Consider the following 26,014-nt stretch of genomic DNA (forward strand, 5'->3'; position numbering starts at 1 on the left):
GCCTCCCGTTCGGATCATTGGGAATACAGGGCAAGGTAATGGTCGGCGCTGACCGACCAGTCGAAGGACTGGCGCATCCCCGTCTGCTGCAGCTGCCTCCAGCGCGCCGGCTCGCGATACAAGGAGAGCGCTCGACGGATTGCCGCAAGGAAGGCGTCCGCCTCGGGCAGGTCGAACACAAAGCCGGTTGCCTTCCCCTCCGCCAGGGCCGCCTCGTCCGCGTCGACGACGGTGTCGGCGAGTCCGCCCGTCCTGTACACGACCGGCGGCGTGCCGTAGCGCAGGCTGTACATCTGGTTGAGCCCGCACGGCTCGAAGCGCGAGGGCATGAGGAAAAGGTCGGCGCCGGCCTCGATGCGATGCGCCAGCGGCTCGTCGTAGCCGATCGCGACGAACACGCGGTCCGGATGCTGCCTGGCCAGGCGCGCGAGCTTCTGCTCGTAGGCCGCCTGCCCGCTGCCGAGCAGGACGAAGCGCGCGTCGCTTTCCGCGAGCAGCACGGGGATCGCCGCCAGCACCCAGTCGATGCCCTTCTGCTCGACCAGCCGCCCCACCAGCCCGAGCAGCGGCGCTTGCAGCATGGCGTCATCGACATGCGCGCCGAGCTGCTCGAGCAGCGCCTGCTTGTTGCGGCGCTTGCCGGGCAGGATGCGGCCGGCCGAATAATGCGCCGGCAGGTGCGGATCGCGGGCCGGGTCCCAGAGCCGGGTGTCGATGCCGTTGAGGATGCCATGGAGCTTGTAGCGCCGCGACAGCAGCAGGCCGTCGAGGCCGTAGCCGAACGGCGGCGTGCAGATCTCCTCCGCGTAGGTCGGGCTCACGGTCGTCACCGCATCCGCGTAGACAATGCCCGCCTTCAGCATCGACAGCCCGCCGTGGAACTCCACGCCTTCGGGCGACCACCAGTGTCCGGGCAGCTGCAGCCGCACGAAATCGCCGTGCGGAAAATAGCCGCCGTAGGCGAGATTGTGGATCGTGAAGACCGTGCGCGGGCGCCCCGGCTGGTCGGCGAGGAAGGCCGCGACCAGGCCGGTCTGCCAGTCGTGGGCGTGTACCACCGCGGGCTGCCAGCCGAGTTCCAGCGCGTCCTGCGCGAGCAGCGCCGCGACCCGCGCGAACACGGCATAGCGCTCGGCGTTGTCGGGCCAGTCGCGGCCATCCGCGTCGACGTAGGGATTGCCGGGACGGTCGAACAGCGCAGGGCAGTCGACGATCCACAGCGGGAAGGCGTACTCGGGGTGGCGCGTCTCCAGCACGCGCGCGCTGACCATGCCGTCGGCACCGCGCACGTCGAGCCAGCCGAGAATGCGCACCGCGTCGAGCTGGCGCAGCAGCGCACGGTAGCCCGGCAGCACCAGGCGGATGTCCGCACCGCGCGCCTTGAGGGCATGCGGCAGGCTGTACACCACGTCGCCGAGGCCGCCGGTCTTCACCAGCGGATAGGCCTCGCTCGCCACGAACAGGATTTTCTTCGCTCCGCGCTTCATTGTTCTTTTTCCATCGCTATTGTCCTGGCCTGGGTTAGCCGCAGGGCCTGAGGAAGATCGCACCGAGCGGCGGGATCGTCACCTCGAGCGACTGCTCGAACCCCATCCACGGCCGGCGCTGGGGGTCGAGCGGCCGGCCGTTGCCGAGGTTGCTGCCGCCGTAGAACATCGAATCGGTATTCAGCACCTCGCACCACGCCGCCGCCGAAGGCACGCCGATTCGGTAGCCGCTGCGCGGCACCGGCGTGAAGTTGAGCACCACCGCCATCGCCGGCGTACCGTCGGGTCCCTGGCGCACCAGGCTCAGCACCGACTGGTCGGCGTCGTGGCAATCGATCCAGCGAAAGCCGCGCGGCTCGAAATCGAAGGCGTGCAGCGCCGGCTCGCTGCGATAGAGCCGGTTGAGATCGCGCAGCAGCGTGCGGATGCCGTCATGATCGGGGAAACCGAGCAGCAGCCAGTCGAGCTGGCCGGCCTCCTGCCATTCGTTCCACTGGCCGAATTCGCCGCCCATGAACAGCAGCTTCTTGCCCGGGTGCGCATACTGCCACGCGTAGAACAGGCGCAGGTTGGCGAAGCGCTGCCAGGCGTCGCCCGGCATCTTGTCGAGCAGGCTCTTCTTCAGGTGCACGACCTCGTCGTGCGACAGCGGCAGCACGAAGTTCTCGGTCCACGCGTACATCTGGCTGAAGGTCAGCTGGTTGTGCTGGTACTTGCGGTAGACCGGGTCCTTCTCGATGTAGTCGAGGCTGTCGTTCATCCAGCCCATGTTCCACTTCATCGAGAATCCCAGGCCGCCGAGCTCGACCGGGCGCGACACGGCGGGCCAGGCGGTCGACTCCTCGGCGATCGTGAGCACGCCCGGGAAGCGGCCGTGCACCTCGACGTTCATCTCGTGCAGGAAGTGGATCGCGTCGAGATTCTCGCGCCCGCCGTACTGGTTCGGAACCCACTCGCCCGGATTGCGCGAGTAGTCGAGGTAGAGCATCGAGGCGACCGCGTCGACGCGGAGGCCGTCGATGTGGAATTCCTCGATCCAGTACAGCGCGTTGGCGACAAGGAAGTTGCGCACCTCGTTGCGGCCGAAGTCGAAGATCAGCGTGCCCCAATCCTGGTGCTCGCCGCGGCGCGGGTCGGCGTGCTCGTAGACCGCTTCGCCGGTGAAGCGGGCCAGCGCGAAGTCGTCCTTCGGGAAGTGCGCCGGCACCCAGTCGAGCAGCACGCCGAGGCCGGCCTGGTGGCAGGCGTCGACGAAGGCGCGGAAGTCGTGCGGCGAGCCGAAGCGCGCGGTCGGTGCGTAGTAGCCCGACACCTGGTAGCCCCACGAGGCGTCGAGCGGATGCTCCGCCACCGGCAGAAGCTCGATGTGGGTGTAGCCGAGGTCGAGCACGTAGGGAATCAGCTCCGCCGCCAGCTCGCCCCAGGTGTAGAAGCTGCCGTCGGCATGCCTGCGCCAGGATCCGGCATGGACCTCGTAGATGCTGACCGGGCTGTGCTGCCAGTCGAAGCGCGCCCGTGCCTCCATCCAGCCGTCGTCCTGCCACGCGTACGCCGCGTCGTCGGGCACGCGGCTCGTCGTTTCGGGCCGCAGGAACATCTGCCGCGCATAGGGGTCCGTCTTCGTCACCAGCTGGCCCCGGCTGCCGAGGATCTCGTACTTGTAGGCATGCCCCGCCTCGAGGCCGGGGATGAACAGTTCCCACACCCCGGAGGCGCCGCGGCAGCGCATCGGGTGGCGCCGCCCGTCCCAGTCGTTGAAGTCTCCGACCACGCTGACGCGCTGCACCGCAGGCGCCCAAACGGCGAACAGGGTGCCGGTGACGCCGTCGATGGTCCTGACGCGCGCACCGAGCACCTTCCATATGTTGAAATGGCGCCCTTCGCCGAACAGATGCAGGTCCACCTCGCCGACCTGCGGCGCGAAGGTGTAGGGGCAGCGCATCGCGTGCCATGCGCCGCGCACCTTGTCCTGCCAGCGCAGCAGCGGGTGCGGCCCGAGCGCGCTGTCGTCCGCCAGCGCCAGTTCGAAGCAATCGGTTCCGGCGAGGCGCGCGAAGCGCGCGCCGCCGGCCTGCAGTTCCACCGCCTCCGCGGCCGGCAGGAATACCCGCAGCAGGACGCCGCCGTCGGGCTGCGGATGCCGTCCCAGCACCTCGAACGGGTCGTGATGGGTGCCCGTCTGCACACGCATGAGCGGCGGGCTGATGGCCGGCAGCCGCGCGCCGTTCGGCGCGCGCGGATCGACATTCAGGGCTTGGGCGGAGTCTTGCATCGATCGGCTTTCTGTAGTTGTTGCAACAGGCGGGGCGCCACGTCGGGCGCCAGCGCATCCCATTCGAAGCGCCAGGTCCAGTTGCCGTTCTCCGTCCCGGGCGTGTTCATGCGCGCCTCGCTGCCCAGGCGGAGCACATCCTGCAGCGGCAGCACGGCCAGCGCAGCACGGCTCTCCAGCACGACGCCGATCATCGCGTCGGGCACTGCATCGGGGTCCGAGACGCCCAGCTGCCGCATGACTTCGTTCCGTGCCGGCTCGGGCAGCGTGCGCCACCAGCCCAGCGTCGTGTCGTTGTCGTGGGTCCCGGTGTAATAGACGGAGTCGACGTGCACATTATCCGGCTTGTGGGGATTGTCCGCATGCGCGTCGAAGGCGAACTGCAGGACGGCCATGCCGGGCAGGCCGAACCGGTGGCGCAGCGCCGTGACGTCCGGCGTGATGATGCCGAGGTCCTCGGCGACGAGCGCCAGGTCGCCGAGCTCGTCGGCGATCGCCTGCAGCAAAGCGGCGCCCGGCGCCTCCACCCAGCGTCCGTGGACCGCCGTCGCCTCGTCGGCTGGGATCGCCCACGCCGCGACCAGGCCGCGGAAATGATCGATGCGGACGAGATCGAACCATTCGAAGTGGGCGCGCAGGCGGGCGCGCCACCAGGCGAAGCCGTCGGCCTGCATCGCGTCCCAGTCGTAATGGGGGTTGCCCCAGCGCTGGCCGGTTTCGGAGAAATAATCGGGCGGCACGCCCGCCACGACGGTCGGATGCCCCTCCGGGTCGAGCAGGAACAGATGGCGCTGTGCCCAGACGTCGGCGCTGTCGTGCGCGACGAAGATCGGCATGTCGCCGAACAGCCGGATGCCGCGTGCAGCGGCCGCCGTTCGGATCGCCCGGCCCTGCATCGCGGTGCGGTACTGCTCGGCCTTCACGTCGTACAGCCGGTCGGCATGGCGGATGTCGAATTCGGCCAGTTTCGCCGGGTCGCGATCGCGCAGCGCCTGCGGCCAGTCGGTCCACGGCGCGCCGCCCTGGAGGTGCTTGATCACGATGAAGCGGGCGTAGTCGTCGAGCCAGTGGCGCTGGGCGCGGCACCAGCCGACGAAGCCGCGCATGTCGGCGCGTGCGCCGGGGAAGAGGGCCGGATTGACGGCGAAGGCGGAGGCGCACTGGTAGGGGGACAGTCCGGTCAGCGGAATGCCGAGCGGCAGCATCTGCCAGACGCCGATTCCGGCTGCCTGCAGGAAAGCGAGCCAGCGCTCGACGTCTTCGCGCGCACACGAGGGCAGCGACGTGGGATGCAGCAGAATCCCGGCGCAGCGGATGTCGAGGTTCATGCGGGCGCCCCATGCCTGCGCACGTCGTGCGTCGCTCGAGCCCCGTGCATCAGGCGTTCCGGCGCATGGTGCCGGCATTCTCCGCCCAGCCGCCGCCGCTCGACAGCGGCACGTCGAGCAGCGCGGGCGGCGCGACGCCCAGCAGGCGATACAGTTCGCGCAGCTGGGTACGGTAGAGCTGCTCGAAGTCGCTGACGCTGCGGGCCGGGTTGTAGTCGCCGAACCACCAGAACCAGTCCGATCCTTCGCAAACGGCGAGCTGGCGGGTGGCGAGCGCAAGCTGGTCGGGGCCGAGCTTCTTCGCCGCCACCACGCTGTCGTACGCGTGCTTCGCCGCAACCAGGTAGTCCCAGCCGCGGTTCTTGTCGTCGGCGCCGATCCAGGTCGAGAAGCTGCCGTACACCCAGCTTCCGGCGGCGAGCCGCTTCAAGGGCACGGCAGGCAGCGACGTCGCCAGCTCCGCAAAGGTCCCGACCTTGAGCGTGGCGTGCCCCGCCAGCGCGTTGTAGAGGCCGTCGAGGAAGAAATGACCGTTGTCGGGGTAGTACTCCCAGGCATTCTCGCCGTCGAGAATGACCGAGACGACATGGCGGTTCGCCTCCTTGCCGAAGAACGCCGCGATGTTCTCCAGATGCTGGACGAAGTCGCCGACCGCATCGTCGGCGTGCCAGTCGCTGTACTTGAAGCCGATGAGATCCGACAGTCCGTCGTCGCGGAAGAACAGGCGGGTCGTGTGGCCGTCGACGTGCGACGGCGAGAACAGCGTGCGCTTGTTCTGCAAGGCCTCGTCCGGACAGCCCGACTTGGCACAGCTGTTGCGCCAGACGCCCTCGCCCGACGCCGTCCACGCGAAGCCCATGGCGTCGAGCTGCGCGAGCGCATCCTCGCTCACCCCGCCCTCGGAGAGCCATACGCCCGCGGGCTTGCGCCCGAAGTAATGCTCGAACACGGCGGCGCCGTGCTCCAGGTGCCAGCGCGACCGCTCGGCCCCTCCCGGGTAGGCAGGCGCTTCGGGAGCGGGGGCATCCGGAAGCGCGTCGCGCAGGTTGGCGAAGTCGTTCAGCAGGGGAACGATGGGATGGCCGTAGGGCGTCATCGACAGCTCGACCTGGCCGCGTTCGGCCAGCGCGCGATAGCGCGGGATCAGCCCGGCCATGCAGTGCTGCATCAGGTGCAGCAGCTCGTGGCGATCCGCCGAGGAGTAGCCGCCTTCCTGCGCCGTCAGGCGCTTCGCGAGCGGCAGCTGCCTGAGCGAATGACCGAGCCAGGCCAGGTGGTACCAGGTCAGCAGATCGAGGAAATACTGCTCCGACAGATAGCCCGGCAGCTCCTTCAGATCATCGCGGACCGGCGTCTCGCCGCCGGCGCCGACCATGTCCAGCAGGTGGCGGAACGGCGGATGGGGATCGATCATGCGCGGGCCGTGGCAGCGCTGGCAGTCCTGGATGATGCGTATCCGGCCCGCACGATCCGACGGGATGCGCTCGATGCCGGACAGCAGGTTGAGCAGATGATCCTGGGTCGGCTTGCCGTGCTTGAGCAGCGCGTCGAGCTGGCGCGCGTAGTCGTCGAGCTGCTCCAGCAGCACCGGCGCGAAGTTCACCACCGCGCGCATGTCGGGGTGCCGCTCGAGGTGCGCCGCCATGTCGCTGTAGTCCTTGATGCCGTGCAGGTACACCCAGGGCAGGTGATAGGCCCCTTTCAGCCCCTCGCGGTAATACGGCTGGTGCATGTGCCAGCACAGCACCACGTTCAGCGACTTAGCCATCGAACTCGTCCTGCCAGTGGGCGTAGAGGTTCTGCCCGAGCATGGCGGGCGTCACCAGCACGATGCCCTCCGGCGTGACGTGGAAGCGCTTGGCATCCTCGGCCAGGTTCTCGCCGATCACCGTCCCGTCGGGGATGACCGTCCCCTTGTCGACGATCGCCCGGCTGAGGCGGCAATTGCGGCCGATGGTGACCTTCGGCAGGATCACGCTGTCCTTGATCAGGCTGTAGCTCTCGACCGTGGTGGCGAAGAACAGCACGGACCGCTTGACGCGCGCGCCCGACAGGATGCAGCCGCCGGCGATCAGGGAGTCGATCGCCTCGCCGCGGCGCCCCTCGTCGTCGAACACGAACTTCGCCGGCGGGTATTGCGGCTGGTAGGTCCAGATCGGCCAGTCGCGGTTGTACAGATTGAGCTCGGGCTCGACCGAGCACAGCTCCATGTTGGTCTGCCAGTAGGAAAACAGCGTGCCCACGTCGCGCCAGTAGGCAGGCTCGCCATCCCGGTTGCGGAACGGATACGCCATCGCGCGCGCCTCGCCGATCTTGGACGGGATGATGTCCTTGCCGAAGTCGTGCGAAGAATGCGTGTCGCTGGCGTCGTCGATCAGCGTCTTGTATAGGAAGTCCTTGGAGAAGACGTAGATGCCCATCGACACCAGCGCGGTGTCCGGCCTCCCGGGGATGCAGTCGGGGTGCCTGGGCTTCTCCGAGAAATGCGTGATGCGCATGTGCTCGTCGACCGACATGACGCCGAATGCGCTCGCCTCCGACACCGGCACCTCGATGCTGCCGACGGTGAAGTCCGCGCCGGTCTGCACGTGGTACAACAGCATCTCCGAATAGTCCATCGTGTAGACGTGGTCGCCGCCCAGCACCAGCACGTACTCGGGATGGTGGCGCTGCATGATGTCGATGTTCTGGAACAGCGCGTCGGCGGTGCCCTGGTACCACTCCTTCTTGTGGGTGCGCTGCTGCGCGGGCAGGATTTCGACGAACTCGCCGATCTCGGCGCGCATGAAGCCCCAGGCGCGCTGCAGGTGCCGGATCAGCGAATGCGACTTGTACTGCGTCAGCACGCCGATGCGGCGGATGCCGGAATTGACGCAGTTCGACAGCGGGAAATCGATGATGCGGTACTTGCCGCCGATCGGGACCGCCGGCTTGGCTCGCCACGCCGTCAGGTCCTTGAGCCGCGAGCCTTCGCCGCCCGCGAGCACGAGCGCAAGCGTCTTGCGCGTGAGATCGGTGACGGTCTTGGGTTCGGTGTAGTAGCGGTAAAGGCGTCCCTGTTCGGCCTTCGATAATGTCATGCGGCGCTCCTCCTTGTTGCGTCCTTGTTCATCGACTCGCTGAGTGCCCCCACGCGTCGGATGGCGATTGCGCGAGCGCCAGCGCGCCCGCCACCCCCAGTCGCCCGGTGGTGACCAGAAAAACCGGCGTCTCTTCGACCGCGGCCCGCATCCGCCCTTTGGCGACGGCCGCTGCCATGAAGCGCGGCGAGCGCAGCCGCGCCTGCAGATGCACGCTCACGCCGCCGGCGATATAGAGGCCGCCCTGCGGCCGGTACATCAGCGCGACGTTGCCGATCCATGCGCCGTAGAGATCGACGAACAGGTCGAGCGCCGCTGCGGCCGCCCCGTCGCCCGCCTCCGCCCGCGCGACGAGAGCCGCGCCGTCGACCGGGGTGTCCGCCAAGGGCAGACCGCGCTCGACGCAGCAGAAACGGTGCAGGTCGTTCATCGCCGAGCCCGAGACGGCGCGCTCCCACGACACGTGACCGTAGGCCCGCCGCAAATGTTCCAGCAGCCGCGCCTGAACCGTATCGGCCGGCGCAAAATCGATGTGGCCGCCCTCCGAGGCGAAGCCGCGGTAGCGCCCCGCGGCATCGGGCAGCATGAAGGCGAGCCCGAGGCCGGTCCCTGCACCGGTGACCGCACGCACCCCTCCCGGTTGCACCGGCACCGGGTTGAGCGCGACGACGTCGTCCGCGCCCAGGGTCGCCACGCCGGCGGCGGCCGCCTGGAAGTCGTTGACGAAGCACACCTGCCGCAGCCCCAGCGCGGCCTGCAGCGCATCGGCGTCGACGGTCCAGTCGAGATTGGTGAGCCGTACCCGGCGCGCGTGCAGCGGGCCCGGCAACGCCAGGACCAGCGTGTCCGGCAACGCATGCCGGCCGGCATCGCCGACGAACTGCCGCACCAGCGCCTCGGCTGACGCGAAGGCCGCGCTCGGGTAGATCTTCTCGAACTGCAGCGTCGCCGTGCCTCCCGCTTCGCCCGCCGCCCATGCCAGCCAGCTCTTGGTTCCGCCGATATCGCCCGCGATCCACTCCATCTTTCTAACTATAGGCCAGGGTGCGGCTGGCTCAGGCGCCGGCAATAGTCGATGAGGGCGTTGGTCGAGGCGTCGTGGCCGCCCGCCGGGACGTCGGCGTGCAGTTCGGTCAGGATGCGGCTGGCCAGCTGCTTGCCGAGCTCGACCCCCCACTGGTCGTAGGAATCCAGGTTCCAGATCACGCCCTGCACGAAGATCTTGTGCTCGTAGAGCGCGACCAGCATGCCGAGGGCGTGGGGCGCGAGCTGGGTCAGGACGATCGCATTGGACGGGTGGTTGCCTTCGAACACCTGGTAAGGCGAGGCCTGGCCGGTCTGCGCGCGGGTTTCCTCCAGCGTGCGGCCCCGCATCAGCGCCTCGGTCTGGGCGAGAAAGTTGGCGATCAGGATGTCGTGATGCGCCTGCATGTCGGGCGTGTGCGGCGCAAGCGAGATGATGAAATCGGCCGGTATCAGCCGCGTGCCCTGGTGCAGCAGCTGGTAGAACGCGTGCTGGCCGTTGATTCCGGTGGCGCCCCAGACGATCTGGCCGGTCGGATAGTCGACGACGTGGCCGTCGCGGTCGACCGACTTGCCGTTCGATTCCATGTCGGCCTGCTCCAGATAGGCCGGCAGGCTCCGGAGGTAATGGTCGTAGGGCAGGATGGCATGCGATTCGGCGCCGAAGAAGTTGTTGTACCAGACACCCAGCAGGGCAAGGACGACGGGCATGTTCCTGTCGAGCGGCGCATGGCGGAAGTGCTCGTCCATCTCGTGCGCGCCTTCGAGCAGTTCGACGAAGCGCTCGCCGCCGACCGCCAGCACGATCGACAATCCGATCGCCGACCACAGCGAATAGCGTCCGCCGACCCAGTCCCAGAATTCGAACATGTTGCCCGGATCGATGCCGAAGGCGACGACGGCGTCGCGGTTGGTCGACACCGCGACGAAATGCTTCGCGATGTGCTTCTCCGCCTGCGACTGCGCCAGGAACCATTCGCGTGCAGTGTGCGCGTTCGTCATCGTTTCCTGGGTCGCGAAGGTCTTCGACGACACGACGAACAGCGTCGTCTCCGGATTGAGCGTTTCGAGCGTCTCCTTCACGTGGGCGCCGTCGACGTTGGATAGGAAATGCACCTTGAGGCGCGGATGGCGGTAGGGCTTCAGGGCCTGGTAGACCATCTGCGGCCCGAGGTCCGAGCCGCCGATGCCGATGTTGACGACGTCGGTGATGCGCTCGCCCGTGTAGCCGCGCCAGACGCCGCTGCGCACCTGCTCGGCGAACGCGCCCATGCGCCCGATCACCGCGTTCACCTTCGGCATCACATCCTCGCCGTCGACGATGACCGGGCGGTTGCTGCGATTGCGCAGCGCGACGTGCAGCACGGCCCGGTTCTCGGTGTGATTGATCTTCTCGCCGGCGAACATGCGCTCGCGCCAGCCGGCGACGTCGGCCTCCTGCGCGAGCTGCAGCAGCAGCCTCATCGTCTCGTCGATGATGCGGTTTTTCGAGTAATCGAGCAGCACCTCGCCGACCTGCAGCGAAAACCGCTCGAACCGGCGCGGATCGGCCGCGAACAGCTCGCGCATGTGCACGCCCGCAATCTGCGCCTGGTGCGCCTTCAGCTGCCTGCACACCGGGCGGTGCAGCGAGCCGTGACTCTCATCCTGCTGCGCTTGCGCGCGTGCCGACGGTGCCATCATCGTTTCTCCAGGGACTGCCGGGCCATGCCGCATTGTCGTTCGATCGACACCAAGCAACGGCCATGCCATTGACCAAAATAACGGGCTCTTCCGTTAACCATAGGCAAAATTGGTGATGCTCCGATGACACGTCCTCATCTTGGATGGGATTCGGCCGATAAATTCCCCGGCCGATGCCACAAAACGGTTCAACGATGCCCCGGAATCGTGCCGTCCGACTGGTACAGTCCTTGCAGATTACCCGTCGGGCACGGCGGCGACCGAACGATCGCCGGAATCGAAACGGCAAGCGCTTGTTTTCATTGGGGCGCGAAACCGGACGGGCGCGCCGCCCTGTTCATCATTCGGCAGCGGCCGGCGAAATATCGGAAGAGGTACAGGACATGCATGTTTTGATCACGGGCGGCGCAGGCTTCATCGGCTCGCACCTGGCGGACCACCACCTGGCGCGCGGCGACCAGGTTTACGTCGTGGACAACCTCAGCACCGGATCGCTCGCGAACGTCGCCGCGTTTCGCGGCCACCCCGGCTTCCGCTTCGCCGAGGCCGACATCCTCCACTGGAACGGGCTCGGCGAGGCCGTGGCCTGGGCCGACCGCATCTATCACATGGCGGCGGTCGTCGGCGTGAAGAAGGTGCTGGAAGATCCCGTCGCCGTGATGTCGACCAACATGACCGGCACCGAGCGCGTCCTGCGCGCCATCCACCATGGCGGCTGGAACCCGCAGGTCATCATCGCCTCGACGTCGGAGGTCTACGGCTTCAACCCGCAGAGCAGCTTTGCCGAAAGCGACTACATCGTGCTGCCGTCGGCCGGCCGGCTGCGCTGGGCCTACGCCGTCACCAAGCTGGCCGACGAGTTTCTCGCCTTCTCCTACGCGCGCAAGTACGGCCTCCATATCGTGGTCGCGCGCCTGTTCAACACCATCGGCCCCAACCAGGTCGGCCACTACGGCATGGTCGTGCCGCGCTTCGTCCGCCAGGCCGTCGACGGCGATCCGCTCACCGTCTACGGCGAAGGCACCCAGACGCGCTCGTTCTGCGACGTGCGCGACACCGTGGTCGCGCTGGACCAGCTCGCCGGGTGCCCCGAGGCCTGGGGCGAGGTGGTGAACGTCGGCAACGACCAGGAAATCTCGATCCGCGCGCTCGCCGAGCTCATCGTGCAGCGCGCGCGCAGCACCTCGCCGCTGCATTTCGTGTCCTACAAGGACGCCTACGGCGAGGAATTCGAGGATGTCACCCACCGCCGCCCGGTGCTCAACAAGCTGCGCGCACTGACCGGATTCAGCCCCGAATGGACCCTCACCCGCACGCTGGAAGACTTGATCGAACGCGAACGCGCCAAAATCCGGCGCGTGGCGTAAACGTCACCTAGAATAGGCCGCCATGGCAACCACTCCGTATTTCATTCTCAGCCCGAACACGGTGCTGAGCCTCATCGGCCTCGCCCACGGGCCGGACAAGACCCTCCCCAACCCCGCAGAAGACTGGCGCGAAGCCACCGTCGACGTCGTCATTCCGGCCTTCAACGAGGAAAGCAACATTCCCCTCTGCCTGGCCGCGCTGGCCCGCCAGACCCGCAAGCCGACGCGCATCATCCTCGTCGACGACGGCAGCAGCGACCGCACCGTCGAATACGCCCAGACCTTCTGCGATCTCAACGGCATCGACCTGATCACCATCCGGCGCGCCCGGTCGATCGGCAAGACGCCGACGCTGAAGCGCCAATCGCGCGAATTCGACTCCGACGTCCAGTTCATCCTCGACGGCGACACCGTGCTCGAGTCGGAGAACTACATCGACCGCGTGGTCGAGGAACTCTACAAGGGCGCCGGGATCGCCAGCGCCTGCGGCACCGTGCTGCCCCTGCGCGACCGCGACCGCCGCGCGATGCTGAAGGCCGAGCCCCTGCAGACCTTCCTGCGCTCCCACCCCGAGGCGACCATCTACCCCAAGGTGGGCTGGTTCCATCACCTGCAGCGCGGCGTCACCGACATGTATCGCGACGTGCTGTACTATTTCCTGCAGAAATTCGTGTACCTGGGGCAGGTGACCTTCTTCGGCAGCATCCTCAATCCGGTGGGCTGCGCGGTCGCCTACCGCCGCGACGTGCTGAAGACCATCGTGTTCGACCGCTACGAGCCCCTGCTCGGCGACGACCTCACCAACTCGGAGGACATCTTCATCGGCTTCGCGATGAACGACAACGGCTACCGCAACATCCAGCTCACCGACGTCTACGCCCGCTCGCAGGAGCCGGAGGTCGGCCGCGTGCCGGGGCAGATCTACCTGTGGTCGTCGTCCTTCCTGCAAAGCTGCTACTACTTCGACGAGCTGATGCGCAGCCCGTTCAAGGCGTTCAAGCGCTACCGGCACAAGAAGCAGGAAGCCTCCACGCGGACCGGCGGCGGTGCCGACAAGCGCGTCCATTTCGAGCAGTACCGCCAGCCGTTCGGCGCGGACTACACGCGCAAGTACGGCCGCCCCATCGGCTGGGTGCTGTTCATGTCGGCCTTCGAGAAGGTGGCCTTTCCGACCGTGCTGCTGATCATGATCATGCTGCAGCTGTGGGAGCCGCTCGCGATCACGCTGGCGGCGGAAACGGCGGTCGGCACCGCCATCCTGGTCACCGTCGCCAAAGGCCACCGCCTCGAATACTTCCTCAAGAGCCTGCTCGTGATGCCGCTGCGCTACGCCGTGCTGCTGTTCGATCTCGTCACCATCGGCCGCTTCGCCGCCGATCTCTGGATCTTCCGCAACCGCAGGTGGCGCAAATGAGGCAATCCTGGCTGTTCCCCCTCGTGCTCGCCGCCAGTGCACCGCTCGCTGCGCTGGCCCAGTCGGTTCCCGACGCCGGCCTGCACGCCGAGATGCAGGGCCACTGGAGCGAAGCGGTCGACGTCTACGCCCAGGCGCTGAAGGCCAACCCCGCGCAGGCGAATCTCTGGGAGCGCATCGCCGACATCCGCGCCACCCGTCTGAAGATGCCGGAAGCCGCCGCCGACGCCCTGCGCGAGGCGACCCGCTACGCGCCCGATGACGCGCGCCTGCACTACAAGCTTTCGCAGGCGTACGCCGCGATCCAGAAGGGACCGAGCGCGCTCACCGCCATCAGCCGGGCCGTCGAGCTCGATCCGGGCAACCCGACCTACCTGCGCGCGCGCGGCGAGATCGCGCTGTGGACCGGCTACTACCTCGTGGCCGGCGACAGCTTCGAGCGGATTCTCGCGGCCTCGCCGCGCGACGCCGACGCGCTGCTCGGTCTCGCCCGCGCCAGCGCGCGCGGCGGCAAGAAGGACGCCGCCGTGCCGCGCTACCGTGCCTATCTCGCCGAGCGCCCCCAGGACAAGGACGCCATGCTCGAATACATGGAGCTCGAGGCGGAGCGCGGCAACACGCAGGCGGTGCAGGAATACGACGGGATCTATCGCCAGCGCTTCGGCGCCGGCAAGGACTACTGGCTGCGCATGGCCGACATCTACGCGCTCGCCAACGATCCGGCCGCTTCTTCGGCGGCGCTGAAGGAGGCGAGCCGCCTCGCCCCGCAGGACGCCGCCCTGTTCCATCGCCTGGCGCAGAGCTATCCGACCGAAAAGGACGCGAAGGCGTCGGCGGCGGCGATCGAGCGCGCCGTCGAACTCGACCCGAAGAACCTCGAATATCTGCGCACCCGCGCCGACCTCGCGTCCTGGCGCGGCGACTACGCCATGGCACTCGACAGCTACCGGCGCATCCTCGCCCTCGCGCCGGACGATCCCGGCGCCCGCCTCGGCATCGCCCGCGTGCAGTACTGGCGCAGCGCGCTGGGCGAGTCCGCCTGCGCCTACCGCGACTACCTCGCGCGGCAGCCCGGCGTCGCCGCGGCGTGGATGGAATACATCGTCGTCGTCACCGAAATGGGCGACTACGCGCGCGCGACGGAACTGCTGGAGGATTACCGCACGCGCTTCGGCGACAACGTCGCGTACCGCAAGCAGAAGGCGCGCGTGCTGGCCTGGGCCGAGCGCCCCACCGCCGCGCTCGGCGAAGTCGCCGAGCTCGACCGCACGCTGCGCGACGACTACGAACTCGACTACACCCGCACCATCGCCCTGCACTACGCCCATCGGCCACGCGAGGCGCTGGCCAGCCTTGCCGCGGTCGCACGGCTGCGCCCGAACGACAAGGAGACGCTCGATCTCGCCCGTTTCGTGCGCACGCCCCTGCGCTCCAACGCAACGATCGACTTCGGCTACCACGCCGGCTCCGACGACGTCAGCATCCGCCACGCCGGCGTGCGCGGCGAGTATGTCATCAACCCGGAAACGCGTCTCTTCGGCGGCGCCGACCACCAGTGGCTCCATGCCGACGCCGGCAGCGGCTACGAAAAGCCCGACGGCGGTACCTCGCTCGGCTACAACCGCGCCTGGCTCGGCATCCAGCATCGCGTGTCCCCCCAACTCTCGCTCGATGCGCAAGCCGGAGGCGGCAGCGCGGAAGGCGACAGCCGCTTCATCTACGAAGTCGGCGCCGACCTGCAGCCGGGCGACACGCTCGCGATGCGGCTGTCGCGCCGGCAGGATCTGTTCGCCGTCTCGCCGCGCGCCGCCAAGCTCGGCATCGAACGGCGCGCCAATACGCTCGACGCCACCTGGACGCCCGACCTGCGCTGGACCGTGCCGGGACGCCTGGGCTACGACACGCTGTCCGACGGCAACACGCGCTGGGAGGCCGAGCTTGCGCCGCGCCGCGCCGTCCTGCGCAGCCAGCGCCTGAATCTCGACCTGGGCGTGAGCGGCCGCTGGTTCGGCTTCGACGACGACCCGGGGCACGGCTACTACGCCCCCTCGCTCTACCAGCGCTATGCGCTGACCGCCTTCACCTACTGGAAGATCAGCGACGATGACGGCGTGAGCGTGGCCTTCAGCTACGGACCCTACAAGGACAACACGATGGGCGGCTTCCGTGCCGGCGGCGACATCGTCGCCGAGGGCTTCTTCGGCCTCTACCGCGACTGGTTCCTCGACGTGAAGGCCGGCGTGTCGCGCTACGGCGGCGGCGCCACCGCGGGCTACCGTTCGGCGCTGTTCGAGGTCAGTCTGACGCGCCGCTTCTGAGGCCCCCTGCGGCATCGGCGCCCCGCTCTCCCGCATGATCCGCCGCCTGCTTGGCCTCCTCCTGCTGCTGCCGCGCCTGGCCGCCGCGGCCGCGCCGCAGCCGGCGGTGGCCTTCACCTTCGACGATCTCCCCTACGCCGCGGTGGTGTCGGACGACGATGCCACGCTCGGCAGCATGACCGCGCATCTCGTGCAGCGGCTGCGGGCCGCGCAGGTGCCGGTGGTGGGCTTCGTCAACGAAGGCAAGCTCTACCGCGACGGCGAGCCGGATCCCGCACGGGTCGCACTGCTGCGCACCTGGCTCGACGCCGGCTTCGAACTCGGCAACCACACCTATTCGCATCCCTCGCTCGACCAGGTGCCGCTCGAGGCCTTCGAGGCCGACGTGCTTCGCGGCGAAGCCGTCACGCGCCCGCTGACGCAGGCGGCCGGCCGCACCCTGCGCTGGTTCCGCCATCCCTTCCTGCACGAAGGCACGACGCCGGACGTGCGCACCGCCTTCGCCCGCTTCCTCGCCGAACACGGCTATCGCGTCGCGCCGGTGACGGTCAACAGTGCCGAATGGGTGTTCGCCGCGGCCTACGCGAACGCGCTTGCGCAGGGTGACGCCGACGCCGCCGGCCACATCGCCGCGGCCTACGTACCCTACATGCAGACGGCGTTCGCGCAGGCCGAGCAGCTCGCGCTCGACCTGTTCGGCCGCCCGATCCCGCAGGTCGTCGTGCTGCACGCCAACCAGCTCAATGCCGACCATGTCTACACGCTCGTCGCCATGCTGCGGCAGCGCGGCTACCGCTTCGTCTCGCTGGACGACGCGCTGGCCGACCCCGTCTACGCGACGCCGCCGGGCGTCACCGGCGTCGAGGGCGAATCCTGGCTCGAAGGCTGGGCGCGCCAGGCCGGGCTGCGCCCCCCGGCGCTGCCGCCGCTGCCCGGGCTGGTGCGGCAGTGGGCGGGCCGTGCCGCCTACGGCGCCAACTGAGATGAGACTCGGACGCAGCCTCGCCTTGATCGTATTCGCGCTGACGCTTGCCGCGACCTCGTCCGCCCCGGCCGCCACGCTGCGCAGTCTCGCGCCCGCCGCCGGCATCCGGGTCGGCGCGGCGGTCGACGTCGAGGCCCTGGAGGCCGATCCGGCCTATGCCCGCCTGCTGGCGCGCGAATTCAACCTCGTGACGCCGGAGAACGCGATGAAATTCGCCGTCGTCCAGCCCGAGCGCGACCGCTACGATTTCACCCAGGCCGACGCCCTGGTCGCGTTCGCCGAAGCGCACGGGATGCAGGTGAACGGCCACGTGCTGGTCTGGGACCGGCAGTTGCCCGATTGGCTGACCCAAGGCGGGTTCAGCCGCGACGAGCTGATGGCCATCCTGCGCGAGCACATCCGCACGCTCGTCACGCGCTACCGCGGACGCGTCGCCTCGTGGGATGTCGCCGCCGAGGCGGTCGGCGAGGACGGCAAACTGCGCGACACGTTCTGGTCGCACGGCATCGGCCCCGACTACCTGGCGCTGGCCTTCCGCTGGGCGCACGAGGCCGATCCACAGGCACGCCTGCGCTACAACGACTACGGCGGCGAGGGCGCCGGCGCCAAATCCGACGGCATCTACCGGCTCGTCGCCGATTTGCGCCAGCAGGACGTGCCGATCGACGCCGTCGGCCTGCAGATGCACGTCGGCCTCGACGACGCCCCGCGCGCCGACGACGTGCGGATCAACATGAAGCGCCTGGCGGCGCTCGGGCTGCAGACCGACATCACCGAGATGGACGTGATGCTTCCGCTGCCCGCACGCGGCACCGCCTTGCGCCGGCAGGCGCGGGTGTATGGCGCCATGCTGCAGGCCTGCCTCGCCGTGCCGCAGTGCCGCAGCTTCTCGACCTGGGGCGCGAGCGACGCACACTCCTGGATCCCCGAATATTTTCCGGGCCAGGGCGCGGCCCTGCTGTTCGCGGCCGACGGCCGCCCGAAGCCTGCCTGCGAAAGCGTCCGCGGCGTGCTCCGGCGCGCCGGGGCAGACAAACGCCGCCGGGTGGAATAAAGCGCCTATTCAGCTTGAAGGCGGAAGACGGCACACTCGCCTGCGCCCGTCCTTCACCATCATGCGAAACCCCGCCAAGAGACGACGCCTCCGGCGCCCCCCGGGGGGCAGCTTCCTCGTCCGCAACATGCGGCACCGCCGGCTCACGCCCGGCCTCCTGATCCACCGCGACCACCGCGAGTTCCGCGCGACAGGCCACGGCGCGTCGGACGCCCCCGGAGACTAGGCGTGGAAGCAGGCTTCATGCCCCAGGGCCGGCGAGGCTTCCTCGTGGCCCTTGCGCTGTCATTGACGCTTCACGCCGGCCTCGTGGCAGGATGGAGGGCCCACGCGCCGCCACCGCCCGCCCCGATGGCAACGTCCTCGGCCCCTTTGCAGATCAGCTTCGCGGCGGCGCCCCATCCGAAGACGCACGCCGAGACCGACCACGCGAAACCCCGCCCCACGCGAATCGCAGCCACGCCCCCGGATGCGGCGAAGAACCGAAACGCCCCGGTCGCGGATTCCGCTCCGCCCGCAGCGGAGGCGCCATCGGCCTCGATGCCGGCGCCGCCGGCGCCGACCGCGGAGGAATGGAAGCTCGCCTCCACCTACACGCTCAAGAACAGCAAGCGTTACCGCTACACCTGGGCGCAGCAGGTCCGGAGCATGATGGGAACGGCGGTGGAAGGACCGCAGCAGGGCATGGTCCGGCTCCATATCGAGATCGCGCCCGACGGCAGGCTCGCCAAGGCGGACGTGCTGTGGTCGACCTCGGAGACTGCGGAGAAGCTTGCCCTGCAGGCCATCCGGTCGCTGCCGCCGCTGCCGCCGACCCCGACCGGCAAGCCGCTGGTTTTCGACAAGACCATCGCGTTCATGCCCTACGAGACCGGCTGGCCGCCCGTCTACAAATACGACTGCATCCCGGACCCGCCGTCCTTCCATAACCGCTTCGCGCAGAACGGCGCGGCGACCCGGGCCACCCCGCGCGAGCCTGCCGAGGGCGATGCCTCCGGGACCGACTGCTCGCCCGACGACACCGCGGATTCCATCGAGGCGGAAGAGAAGGACATGCAGCGCCAGTTCAAGGAATGGGGCGCGGGGCGCTTGAACGGGGTGGAGTGATCCTGGCCCGGGTTTCCGGGCCCCGAACGCGGATCGAGAACCTCTCGGGTGGGCAGCGCGACCGACCAGTCGCCATGCCCGTGATGAAACACGCACGCCGAGGCTCGGCGATGCGAACACGTCAGGTCTTGAGGAGAGTTGTGTCCTGGTGCCGGGAGGGGGACTCGAACCCCCACACCCTCACGGGCGGCGGATTTTGAATCCGCTGCGTCTACCGATTCCGCCATCCCGGCCGGGGGCCGGGCACGCATGCGACCGGCGACAGAAGCCGGGCATTATCGCCGAACCGCGCCAACGCTGGCAAGGCGAAACGCGCTCGTCATCATGTGCTTGGCAGCATCGAACCGAATACTATAAAAAAGACCCGAGGAACGCCTCGGGTCTTGGGTTCGGTTCATCCCTTTCGGGATAACCTTATTGCAGCAACGGCTCTCACCCCGGAAAGCTACAACGGAAAAGAATATACAGGGAGGCAGCGGTGGAAGACAACACCCGGAATTTGACTTTTGGTTTCGATATCGGGATCGCCTCGGTCGGCTGGGCTGTCCTTGCCCCAAACCGGATCGTGTCTCTTGGGGTGCGCGCATTCGACAAGGCTGAAACCGCCAAGGAAGGCGAACCCCTGAATCTTGCACGGCGGTCTGCCCGATTGATGCGCCGACGCCTGTATCGCCGCGCGTGGCGTCAAACCAAGGTCGCACGCCTGCTCAAACGTGAAGGCTTGATTGCGGACATCGAACTGTTACGCGGGCAGCGCCCGGCACCGATATCGCCATGGCAACTGCGCGTGGAAGGGCTCGACCGCCTGCTCGCTCCCGATGAGTGGGCGCGTGTGTTGTACCACCTGTGCAAGCACCGGGGCTTCCATTGGATCAGCCGCGCCGAAGAAAGAAAGGCAGGCGAAGACGCCAAGGGTGAAGGCGGGAAGGTAAAGAAGGGGCTCGCCGCCACCGCCAGCCTGATGCGCGATAAAGACTATCGAACCGCGGCGGAAATGCTGCTCAAAGAGTTCCCCGATGGTCCGCAACGCAACAAGCAGGGCGATTACGGGAAAGCATTGTCGCGCGTTCTGCTCGCCGACGAAGTGCATCTTCTGTTTGAATGCCAGCACACATTCGGCAACCCGCACACCAGCGATGATCTTCGGACGGCCATTTTAGGAAATGGCGACCGCAAAAGTGGTCTGTTCTGGTTACAGAAACCCGCGCTGTCTGGAGACAACCTGCTCAGAATGCTCGGGCGTTGCACGTTCGAGAAAGCCGAGTTCCGCGCACCCAAGGCCAGCTTCACTTCCGAGCGGCATGTCTGGCTCACCCGGCTCAACAACTTGCGTATCGTGACCAACGGTATAACGCGTCCGCTCAACGAACAGGAACGGCAGATCGCGCTGCCTCTCCCGTACAACCAGGCTGGCGATCTCACCCATAAGCAATTGCGCGCCGCCATGACCAAGGGTGGCTTGTGGGACGAGACGTATCGCTTCGCCAGATTTTCTTACGCGCAGACAGCGGACGGAAAAGTCAAAGACCCGGAAAGCGCTGTGCTGGTCAAGCTCCCCGCCTGGCAGGAGTTGCGCAAACAGATGAAGGATAGGGGGCTGGAGACCGAATGGCAAAGCCTGACAGGTGCCGCCCAATCCGGAAACCCTGACGTGCTGGACCGCATCGCCTGGGTGCTGTCCGTCTACAAGGACGATACGGAAGTCGAACGGGAGCTTCGCGCGCTTGGCCTGCCGGGTGGGCAAGCGATGATCGATGCACTTTCGGAAATTCGCTTCGACAAGTTCAGCAATCTCTCGCTCAAGGCCTTGCGCCTGATCGTGCCCCATATGGAAGCAGGCATGCGCTATGACGAAGCCTGTGAAGCAGCCGGCTACCACCACAGCCAGCTGTTCAAGACGGGAGAAGGCGAAGAACGCTACCTGCCCCCGTTCTATTCGGGCCGAGACAAACATGGGCGCATGCTGTTCAACGATGAACTCGACATCCCGCGCAATCCGGTGGTGCTGCGCGCCCTCAATCAGGCACGCAAGGTAATGAATGCTCTGATCCGCAAATACGGATCACCCGCGTCAGTACACATTGAGATGGCACGCGACTTGTCCAAGCCATTTGACGACCGCAGGGATATCAAGAAAGAGCAGGACGAATACCAGAGGCGTAACCGCGAAGACAAAGCGCGCTTCGCCGAGCATTACGGCCAGATGCCCAAAGGCCAGGAATTCGACAAGTGGCGGCTGTACCGGGAGCAACAAGGGAAGTGCGCCTATTCCATCGAGCCGATTGACCTGAACCGATTACTCGAACCAGGATATGTCGAGATCGACCACGCCCTGCCTTATTCACGCAGCTTCGATGACAGCAAGAACAACAAGGTTCTGGTGCTCGCGAAGGAAAACCGGGACAAGGGCAACGCCACGCCCTATGAATATCTGGATGGCGAGAACAACAGCGAGCGCTGGCAACGTTTCGTCGCCTATGTCGAGGGCAACAAGGCCTACCGGCTCGCCAAGCGAACCCGACTCTTGCGCAAGAACTTCGGTACGGAAGAAGCCCGTGATTTCCGGGAGCGCAACCTCAACGATACCCGTTACATCAGCAGGTTCTTCAAAAACTACGTCGAGCGTTACCTGAAGCTGGCGGATGGGAGCGAATCGAAGCGGTGCGTCGTGCTGTCCGGCCAACTCACCGCTTTCCTGCGTGCGCGTTGGGGTTTGTTGAAAATCCGAACCGACAGCGACCGGCATCACGCGCTGGACGCCGTCGTGGTCGCGGCCTGCAGCCACGGCATGGTCAAGCGCTTGTCGGACTATTCGCGCCGCAAGGAGCTCGAAGCGGTGCGCGATGGATTCATCGATCTCGAAACCGGCGAGATCGTGAACCACGCCATGTACAAGCAATTGAAGGAACACTTCCCCGACCCCTGGCCGGGTTTCCGCCACGAACTGGAAGCGCGCTTGTTCATCGACAACCCTGTGCAATTGCGCGCCGCTGTCGAGGGCCTTGGAAGTTATCCGGCAGATGAACTGGAACCCCTAAAACCGCTGTTCGTCTCGCGCGCGCCGCAGCGTCGCAACGGCGGCGCCGCACACAAGGACACCATCTACGCCCAGCCCAAACGACTCAAAATTCAAGGCGGCGTCACGCAGAAAATCCCGCTCGCCAGCCTGACGCTGAAGGATCTTGACACGCTTGTCGAACCACACCGAAACGGGAAACTGTATGCAGCCATCCGTGAACGACTCGAGGCGCATGGCGGCAAGGGTGACAAAGCCTTCCCCGCAGGCAACCCGCTGCGCAAGCCGGATCGGGGCGGCAACCCGAATGGTCCGATTGTTCGTTCCGTCACCAAGGTCATCGACAAACAATCCGGCATACCCGTGCGCGGAGGCCTCGCCAAGAACGACAGCATGTTGCGCGTAGACGTGTTCACTAAGGATGGCAAGTTCCATCTGGTTCCCGTCTATGTCCATCACAAGGTGAAAGGATTACCGAATCGGGCAATCGTGGCCTTCAAGGACGAAGCGGAATGGACTGTGATCGACGACGGGTTTAATTTCTGCTTCTCGCTGCACCCGAATGACTTCGTGAAGGTCACGCAGCGCTCCGGTGAAAACATCTGCGGGTATTACAGAGGCTGCCACAGCGGCACGGGTGCAATAAATGTCGCCCTGCATGATCGATATGCATTCGGCGAAAAGACCACCAGTCTCGCATTCAGTAAAAAAAGCCCCGGCAAGCCAATTCCTAACGACAAGCTCGGTTTGATAGAGGGGATTGGGGTAAAACTCGCTGCGAACATCGAGAAATTTCATATCGATGTACTCGGTAATCTCTATCCCGCCCCGCCGGAGATGAGGCGTGACCTGGCGTAGCGTGATGATTTCGCGCCCCGCCAATCTGCGGCGGGACAAATTTGCCCTGCTCATCGAGCAGGAAGACGATGCGCGTGTTCCATTCGAGGATATCGCCGTCATCGTCCTCAACCACCGCGAGATCACGCTGTCGCACTCTGTATTGTCGGCCTGCGGCGAATACGGCATCGGCCTCTTTTCCATAGGCCCGACTCACCACCCGAACGGCGTCTTCCTGCCCTTCCTTTCCCACAGCCGCGCAACGCGCGTGCTGCGTCTGCAGCTCGCACTAGGCAAACCGGCCGCCAAGCGCGCCTGGCAAACCATCATTCAGTCCAAGATTCAGAATCAGGCGAAATGTCTCGAACGCTTGGGCAAGCCCGGGACAGAACGCCTGGAATCACTGGCCCGCCGCGTGCGTTCGGGCGATCCGGACAATCTCGAATCCCAGGCAAGCGCGGCCTATTTCCGTGCCTTATATGGCAACGACTTTCATCGCGGCCAACCGCGCTGGATCAATGCCGCGATGGACTATGGATATGCCGTATTCCGTGCCGCGATTGCGCGCGGGCTTGTCGCACACGGGTTTTTGCCCGCGTTAGGTCTGTTCCACGCCAGTGAGCAGAACGCGTTCAATCTGGCTGATGATCTAATCGAACCGTATCGGCCACTGGTTGACCTGCATGTGACCGAGCATAGTTTTGGACATGATGTAGATGACTTGCAGCCCGCCGACAAAGTCGCGCTGGTCAATCTTCTGAATGTGGACATGGCCATGCCACGCGGAACGACGTCCGCGTTGACTTCCATCGAACAGGCGGTCGAGTCCTTGGCGCGGCTTTATGAAGGAGGTAGCGCCGAGTTGCTGGAGTTGCCCCGCCTCATCGGTCTGGCGCTGCACCAGTATGAGTGCTGAGACGAGGCGATTCATGCGGATGCTGGTGTTCTTCGATCTGCCAGTCGTCACCAGAGCAGAACGGCGCGCCTACACCGTCTTCCGTCGTTTCCTTCTCAACGATGGCTACGACATGATCCAGTTTTCCGTCTATGGGCGCATTCTCAATGGCACCGACGCGGAGACCAAACACATGAAACGTCTCGTGGACAACCTGCCGCCTGCAGGATCCGTGCGCGTGCTGACTGTGACCGAGAAGCAGTTTGCAAGCATGAAACTCCTGGTCGGCTTGCCGCTGTTTCAGGAAAAAACCGTCAACGCCCAGCAGATCTTGCTGTTCTGACCAGAAAAAAATAACCCACAAACCCGCTCAAAACCAGGCGCTGAGCGGGTCTGTGGGCGGGGTATTGTAGCTTTCCGGGGTGAGAGAGGGAGCTACAACGCCGATCGCCGGCACCACCCCGTTTATACGATTGTAGCTTTCCGGGGTGAGAGAGGGAGCTACAACGTGCATGCAGGCCATGAGCCAGCTCGCATGATTGTAGCTTTCCGGGGTGAGAGAGGGAGCTACAACTGGCACGACACTGCAGCAAGCAAAGCGGATATTGTAGCTTTCCGGGGTGAGAGAGGGAGCTACAACATGGCGCGTCATTTGACTACAGCCCCTCTGATTGTAGCTTTCCGGGGTGAGAGAGGGAGCTACAACCGCCCGAGACCGGCTACTACATCGCGGCGAATTGTAGCTTTCCGGGGTGAGAGAGGGAGCTACAACTGTTGGCGCTGCAGCAGTCCGTTGCCGGATATTGTAGCTTTCCGGGGTGAGAGAGGGAGCTACAACATTTTCGGCTCCTTGGTTGACGCGGCGGCTATTGTAGCTTTCCGGGGTGAGAGAGGGAGCTACAACCTGCTCGATGAGGCGAAACCCACGCCCCATCGAGCAGGTTGAGCCCCTTGCGGGGCGGTCTATAAATAGGCGCCCGCTATAATCGCGTCCCATGCGTGTCGCCGATTTCGACTTCGACCTCCCCCCCGACCTGATCGCCCAGTTCCCGCCCGCCGAGCGCGGCGGCAGCCGGCTGCTGCACGTCGACGCGGCAGGTGCCTTGCACGACCGCATGTTTCGCGACCTGCCCGCGCTGCTGCGCCCGGACGACCTGCTGGTCATGAACGACACGCGCGTCATCAAGGCGCGCCTGTTCGGCCACAAGGACTCCGGCGGCAAGGTGGAACTGCTGGTGGAGCGGGTCACCGGCGAATTCGAGGTGCTGGCCTTCATCCGCGCCAGCCACGCACCGAAGCCGGGTTCGCGCATCGACCTCGCCGACGACGAGGCGGTCGAGGTGCTGGCGCGGCAGGACGACCTCACCCGCCTGCGCTTTGCGCGGCCGGTGCTCGAGGTGCTCGACCGCCTCGGCCGCCTGCCGCTGCCGCCCTACATCGAGCACACGCCGACGGCCGACGACGAGGCGCGCTACCAGACCGTTTATGCCAATGAACCGGGAGCGGTCGCGGCGCCGACCGCGGGCCTCCACTTCGACGAGGCGATGTTGGCGACGCTGCGCAAGCAGGGCATCCGCACGGCGCAGATCACGTTGCACGTCGGCGCCGGCACCTTCCAGCCGGTGCGCGTCGAGCACGTCGCCGACCACCGCATGCACAGCGAGCGCTATACGATCCCGCAGGCGACGGCCGATGCGATCGACGAGACGCATGCCCGCGGCGGCCGCGTCGTCGCGGTCGGCACGACCAGCCTGCGCGCGCTCGAAGCGGCGGCGCAATCGGGCAAGCTGCACGCCGGCTCGGGCGAGACCGACATCTTCATCACGCCGGGCTACGCGTTCAGGGCCGTCGACGCGCTGATCACCAACTTCCATCTGCCGAAGTCCACGCTGCTGATGCTGGTCTCCGCCTTCGCCGGCGTCGACACGATCCGCGCCGCGTATGCCCACGCCATCAGGGAACGCTACCGCTTCTTCAGCTACGGCGACGCGATGTTCTTAGAAAAAACACACGACGATCTATCCCAATAACATGACAACGAATACGAGACCGTTCGGGCTGAGCCTGTCGAAGCCCCATCGCGGTGCATACAGCGCTTCGACAAGCTCAGCGCGAACGGATTGTTGTCGTGACCTTTGGAAGACCCAA

The 26,014-nt window shown here is 66.3% G+C and carries 17 protein-coding genes, 1 tRNA gene and 1 CRISPR repeat array; of the genes, 10 read left to right on the plus strand and 8 right to left on the minus strand.

Annotated elements, in window-relative coordinates:
- Nucleotides 1–14: 14 nt before the first annotated feature.
- From glgA to pgi, 7 genes are read right to left on the minus strand one after another with little or no spacing between them, the layout of a single operon-like run.
- Nucleotides 15–1,487: a glycogen synthase GlgA gene (glgA, locus tag VA613_RS11265; protein ID WP_324779111.1), complete on the minus strand. Its 1,473-nt coding sequence runs from the start codon at nt 1,485–1,487 to the stop codon at nt 15–17.
- A gap of 34 nt (nt 1,488–1,521) precedes the next feature.
- On the minus strand, nt 1,522–3,678 hold the full coding sequence (gene glgB, locus VA613_RS11270; RefSeq protein WP_324781241.1) for a 1,4-alpha-glucan branching protein GlgB: 2,157 nt from the start codon (nt 3,676–3,678) through the stop codon (nt 1,522–1,524).
- A gap of 56 nt (nt 3,679–3,734) precedes the next feature.
- On the minus strand, nt 3,735–5,087 hold the full coding sequence (gene malQ, locus VA613_RS11275) for a 4-alpha-glucanotransferase (protein WP_324779112.1): 1,353 nt from the start codon (nt 5,085–5,087) through the stop codon (nt 3,735–3,737).
- Nucleotides 5,088–5,136: 49 nt separating this feature from the next.
- Nucleotides 5,137–6,855 carry a glycoside hydrolase family 57 protein gene (locus VA613_RS11280; RefSeq protein WP_324779113.1) on the minus strand — a complete coding sequence of 573 codons (1,719 nt, stop codon included), beginning with the start codon at nt 6,853–6,855 and terminating at the stop codon, nt 5,137–5,139.
- Complete coding sequence (glgC, locus tag VA613_RS11285) at nt 6,848–8,167, minus strand: glucose-1-phosphate adenylyltransferase (protein ID WP_324779114.1); 1,320 nt, start codon at nt 8,165–8,167, stop codon at nt 6,848–6,850. The genes VA613_RS11280 and glgC overlap by 8 nt, the downstream gene beginning before the upstream one ends.
- Nucleotides 8,168–8,195: 28 nt before the next feature.
- Nucleotides 8,196–9,191 carry a glucokinase gene (locus VA613_RS11290; protein WP_324779115.1) on the minus strand — a complete coding sequence of 332 codons (996 nt, stop codon included), beginning with the start codon at nt 9,189–9,191 and terminating at the stop codon, nt 8,196–8,198.
- Between the two features lie 8 nt (nt 9,192–9,199).
- The gene (gene pgi, locus VA613_RS11295; RefSeq protein ID WP_324781242.1) at nt 9,200–10,870 is read right to left on the minus strand and encodes a glucose-6-phosphate isomerase; all 1,671 of its coding nucleotides are present in this window, start codon (nt 10,868–10,870) and stop codon (nt 9,200–9,202) included.
- A gap of 386 nt (nt 10,871–11,256) precedes the next feature.
- On the opposite strand from pgi, the gene VA613_RS11300 reads away from it, so the two are divergent.
- From VA613_RS11300 to VA613_RS11325, 6 genes are all read left to right on the plus strand, one after another.
- Nucleotides 11,257–12,240, plus strand: coding sequence for an NAD-dependent epimerase/dehydratase family protein (locus tag VA613_RS11300; protein ID WP_324779116.1), 984 nt, complete (start codon nt 11,257–11,259; stop codon nt 12,238–12,240).
- A 22-nt stretch (nt 12,241–12,262) separates the two neighbouring features.
- Nucleotides 12,263–13,654 carry a glycosyltransferase family 2 protein gene (locus VA613_RS11305; protein WP_324779117.1) on the plus strand — a complete coding sequence of 464 codons (1,392 nt, stop codon included), beginning with the start codon at nt 12,263–12,265 and terminating at the stop codon, nt 13,652–13,654.
- Nucleotides 13,651–15,972 (plus strand): tetratricopeptide repeat protein, encoded by a 2,322-nt coding sequence (locus VA613_RS11310; RefSeq protein WP_324779118.1) that lies wholly within the window; start codon nt 13,651–13,653, stop codon nt 15,970–15,972. Before VA613_RS11305 ends, VA613_RS11310 begins: the two co-directional genes overlap by 4 nt.
- A 34-nt stretch (nt 15,973–16,006) precedes the next feature.
- A complete protein-coding gene (locus tag VA613_RS11315; protein ID WP_324779119.1) occupies nt 16,007–16,954 on the plus strand; it encodes a polysaccharide deacetylase family protein in 948 nt (315 codons plus the stop codon).
- 1 nt (nt 16,955) lies between these two features.
- Nucleotides 16,956–18,011: an endo-1,4-beta-xylanase gene (locus VA613_RS11320; RefSeq protein WP_324779121.1), complete on the plus strand. Its 1,056-nt coding sequence runs from the start codon at nt 16,956–16,958 to the stop codon at nt 18,009–18,011.
- Nucleotides 18,012–18,551: 540 nt separating this feature from the next.
- Complete coding sequence (locus tag VA613_RS11325; RefSeq protein WP_324779122.1) at nt 18,552–19,118, plus strand: TonB family protein; 567 nt, start codon at nt 18,552–18,554, stop codon at nt 19,116–19,118.
- A gap of 146 nt (nt 19,119–19,264) precedes the next feature.
- Here VA613_RS11325 and VA613_RS11330 read toward each other — a convergent pair.
- Nucleotides 19,265–19,351: transfer RNA gene (locus tag VA613_RS11330), tRNA-Leu, on the minus strand.
- Nucleotides 19,352–19,596: 245 nt separating this feature from the next.
- On the opposite strand from VA613_RS11330, the gene cas9 reads away from it, so the two are divergent.
- From cas9 to queA, 4 genes are all read left to right on the plus strand, one after another.
- Complete coding sequence (gene cas9 / locus VA613_RS11335) at nt 19,597–22,992, plus strand: type II CRISPR RNA-guided endonuclease Cas9 (RefSeq protein WP_324779123.1); 3,396 nt, start codon at nt 19,597–19,599, stop codon at nt 22,990–22,992.
- Nucleotides 22,979–23,887: a type II CRISPR-associated endonuclease Cas1 gene (cas1, locus tag VA613_RS11340; RefSeq protein WP_324779124.1), complete on the plus strand. Its 909-nt coding sequence runs from the start codon at nt 22,979–22,981 to the stop codon at nt 23,885–23,887. Before cas9 ends, cas1 begins: the two co-directional genes overlap by 14 nt.
- A 13-nt stretch (nt 23,888–23,900) precedes the next feature.
- On the plus strand, nt 23,901–24,209 hold the full coding sequence (gene cas2 / locus VA613_RS11345; RefSeq protein WP_324779125.1) for a CRISPR-associated endonuclease Cas2: 309 nt from the start codon (nt 23,901–23,903) through the stop codon (nt 24,207–24,209).
- Nucleotides 24,210–24,272: 63 nt separating this feature from the next.
- Nucleotides 24,273–24,770: a CRISPR direct-repeat array (repeat unit 36 nt; unit sequence ATTGTAGCTTTCCGGGGTGAGAGAGGGAGCTACAAC).
- Nucleotides 24,771–24,861: 91 nt separating this feature from the next.
- A complete protein-coding gene (gene queA, locus VA613_RS11350; protein ID WP_324779126.1) occupies nt 24,862–25,896 on the plus strand; it encodes a tRNA preQ1(34) S-adenosylmethionine ribosyltransferase-isomerase QueA in 1,035 nt (344 codons plus the stop codon).
- Nucleotides 25,897–26,014: the final 118 nt, after the last annotated feature.

The sequence above is a fragment of the Thiobacillus sp. SCUT-2 genome (genome assembly GCF_035621355.1).
In the GTDB taxonomy this organism is placed as follows: Bacteria; Pseudomonadota; Gammaproteobacteria; order Burkholderiales; family Thiobacillaceae; genus Thiobacillus; species Thiobacillus sedimenti.